Annotated in this window: 3 protein-coding genes and 1 pseudogene; all 4 read right to left on the bottom strand. The window is 62.7% G+C overall.

Annotated features, from left to right (window positions below; all coding sequences use genetic code 11):
- Window positions 1-688: ATP-binding cassette domain-containing protein (locus tag EOD15_RS32080; protein ID WP_127409196.1), on the bottom strand; the 688-nt coding region annotated here is incomplete at its 3' end.
- A gap of 4 nt (window positions 689-692) precedes the next feature.
- Window positions 693-1,559: a carbohydrate ABC transporter permease gene (locus EOD15_RS32075; protein WP_127320005.1), complete on the bottom strand. Its 867-nt coding sequence runs from the start codon at window positions 1,557-1,559 to the stop codon at window positions 693-695.
- 2 nt (window positions 1,560-1,561) lie between these two features.
- The gene (locus EOD15_RS32070) at window positions 1,562-2,458 is read right to left on the bottom strand and encodes a sugar ABC transporter permease (protein WP_023808865.1); all 897 of its coding nucleotides are present in this window, start codon (window positions 2,456-2,458) and stop codon (window positions 1,562-1,564) included.
- Window positions 2,459-2,591: 133 nt separating this feature from the next.
- Window positions 2,592-2,836, bottom strand: a pseudogene (locus tag EOD15_RS32065) (sugar ABC transporter substrate-binding protein); the annotation flags it as partial.

Raw genomic sequence — 2,836 nt, 5'->3', positions numbered from 1 at the left:
CGAAGCGGGTTGCCGGCCGCCGAAAGACCTCGTCGGGCGTGCCGACCTGTTCGATATGGCCGTCGCGCATGATGACGATGCGATCGGCCAGCGTCATTGCTTCGACCTGGTCGTGGGTGACGTAGATCACCGTCGACTGCACCTTGGCATGCAGCTTCTTGATCTCGGTGCGCATCTGCGTGCGCAATTTGGCGTCGAGATTGGAAAGCGGCTCGTCGAACAGGAACACATCGGGATCGCGCACGATGGCGCGGCCCATGGCGACGCGCTGGCGCTGGCCGCCGGACAGTTGTGAGGGGCGGCGATCCAGCAGCGTGTCGAGGCCGAGGATGGCCGAGGCCTCGGCGACGCGGCGCTCCATGTCTTCCTTGGCGGCACCTGCGATCTTCAGAGAGAAGCCGAGATTTTCGCGCACCGTCATGTGCGGATAGAGCGCGTACGACTGGAACACCATCGAGATGTTGCGCGAGCGTGGCGGCAAATCGTTGACGATGCGCCCGCCGATCTTGATCGAGCCGGCGCTGATCTCTTCCAGCCCGGCGATCATCCGCAGCGTCGTCGACTTGCCGCAGCCGGAGGGGCCGACCAGCGCGATGAACTCGCGGTCGGCGATGTCGAGATCGATGCCGTGCACGATCCCGACAGTGCCGTAGCGCTTGGTCAGCTTGGTGAGGGTAACGGTTGCCATGGTATCAGCCTTTCACCGCGCCGGAGGTCAGGCCGCCGACAAGGTGTTTCTGGACGACGTAGGTGAGGGTGAGCGCCGGGATGATCATCACCACGGCCAGCGCGCACATGCCGCGCCAATCGATGGTGAACTCGGCCGTGTAATCGAGCAGGCCGACCGGCAGCGTCTTGGCGCTCACCGAGCGGGTCAGCTGCGAAGCCAGCGCGAATTCGTTCCAGCAGGTCAGGAAGGCGAAGATGGCGGCCGACGCAATGCCCGGTCCGGCAAGCGGGAACTCGACCTGCCAGAACGCCTGCCAGCGTGTGCAGCCATCGATCTGCGCGGCCTCCGCGAGGTCCTTGGGCACCTGGCGGAAGAAGCCGTCGATCAGCCAGATGGTGAACGGCACGTTGAGCGCGACATAGGCAAGGATCAGCCCGAAATGTGTGTCGATGATGCCGAGCCGTACATAGAGGAAGAACAGCGGCAGCGAGAGCGCAATGCCCGGCACGGTGCGCGTCAGCATCAGGCCGAGGAAGACGCTCGATTTGCCGCGAAAACGGTAGCGCGCGAAGGCATAGCCGCCGGCCATGCCGATGGCCACCGCAATGACTGTCGAGGTCACCGAGATGATCAGCGAGTTGCGGAAATATTCGATGACAGGGATGCCGCCCTTGCCGATGCCTGAGAACATCGCGACATAGGCGTCGAACGAAATCTCTTGCGGGATCCACACCGGCGGCTTGGCCATGATCTCGACCGTCGGCCGCAGCGACGAGATGACGATCCACAGGCCCGGCAGGCAGATCGTCAGCATCGCCAGGAACAGGCCAATGCGATAGACGATGCCCAGCAGCCGGCGCTTCAGGCGGGCGGAAGAATTCTCGTCCATCTTCACCACTCCGCACCAATCTGCGTGCGCGCCGCGGCGAGCTTGTTGAAGAAGTAGACGGTGAAGGCGATCGACAGCAGGATCGAGAAATAGGCCATGGCGTTGGCCATGCCCATGCGCCCGTCGCTGTAGGCGGTGCGGGCCACCAGGGTCCATAGCAGTTCGGTGCGGCCCGCCGGTCCGCCATCGGTCATGATCTTGACGATGTCGTAGGCGCGCGCCACGTCGAGCGAACGGATAGTCATGGCTATGTAGGCGAAAGGCATGACGAACGGCCACGTCACATAGCGGAATGTCTGCCACGGCGTGCAGCCGTCGACACGCGCCGCCTCGATCGGCTCCTTGGGCATGGCGAGCAGGCCGGCGAGGATCAGGATGGCGAAGATCGCCGTCGACGACCAGATCTCGGCGATCGAAATGGCGATGAAGGCGAGATGGCCCTCGATCAGCCACGGTATGGCGTCTTGCGTAATGCCGAGCGACTGCAGCGCATTGTTCACCAGGCCGATATTGTCGTTGAACATGAACTTGAACTGGAAGCCGACGAGGATCGGCGAGAACATCATCGGAAACATCATCAGCGTGCGCAGGATGCGCTGGCCGCGTGTCGCTTTCTCGACCAGCATGGCAAGCCCAAGGCCGAGCAGCATTTCGAGATTGAGCGCGATGGTCAGCAGCAGCACCGTGCGGCCGAACGCCCACCAGAAATCGGTGTTGGACAGGATCGAAAGATAGTTCCGGATGCCGATGAAGACGTAGAACGTTTCGGGCCGCGTCAGGCGGAACGGCGTGAAGCTGGAGTAAAGGGACAACAGCAACGGCACAACGACAACCGCCGCCAGCACGATCATGGCCGGAAGCAGCAGCAGGAATGGCGCGGATGGCTTGAAGCCCTTCATCAGAATCCTTGAGGTGTTTGCATTTGGACGGCGGTGCGTGGGCCGGGGGCGATGGGTTAGCGCAAACCGCTGGCCGCGAAACGCGATCGCCTCCCCCATTACCAATGGGGGAGGCAGCCCTGGGAGCCCGTTTCTAGAGCTTGCCGGCGTCCTGGAGGATTTGCGTCGCCTTGGCGGCCGCATCGTCCAGTGCCTGCTTGGAGGTCTTGTCGCCGAGGATCGCCGCCTGCAACTCGGGATAGACGGCGTTCGAGATCTCGATCCATTCAGGCGTCTGCGGCACGGCAAAGGCGTGCTTGGCCTCTTCCTGGAAGGCGGTAAGAACCTCCTTCTTGTAAGGATCGTTTTCGGCCTGCTTCAAAACCCAGTTCCACACTG

It is taken from the genome of Mesorhizobium sp. M7A.T.Ca.US.000.02.2.1 (assembly GCF_003996995.1).
GTDB lineage: Bacteria > Pseudomonadota > Alphaproteobacteria > Rhizobiales > Rhizobiaceae > Mesorhizobium.
The sequence above is the reverse complement of the archived record's forward strand: the minus strand, read 5'-3'. Positions and strand labels throughout refer to the sequence as shown.

What these genes read in the sequence shown, in the direction of transcription:
- EOD15_RS32075 (WP_127320005.1), bottom strand. Translation starts at nt 1,559, where the DNA reads ATGGACGAGAATTCTTCCGCCCGCCTGAAGCGCCGGCTGCTGGGCATC.
- EOD15_RS32070 (WP_023808865.1), bottom strand. Translation starts at nt 2,458, where the DNA reads ATGAAGGGCTTCAAGCCATCCGCGCCATTCCTGCTGCTGCTTCCGGCC.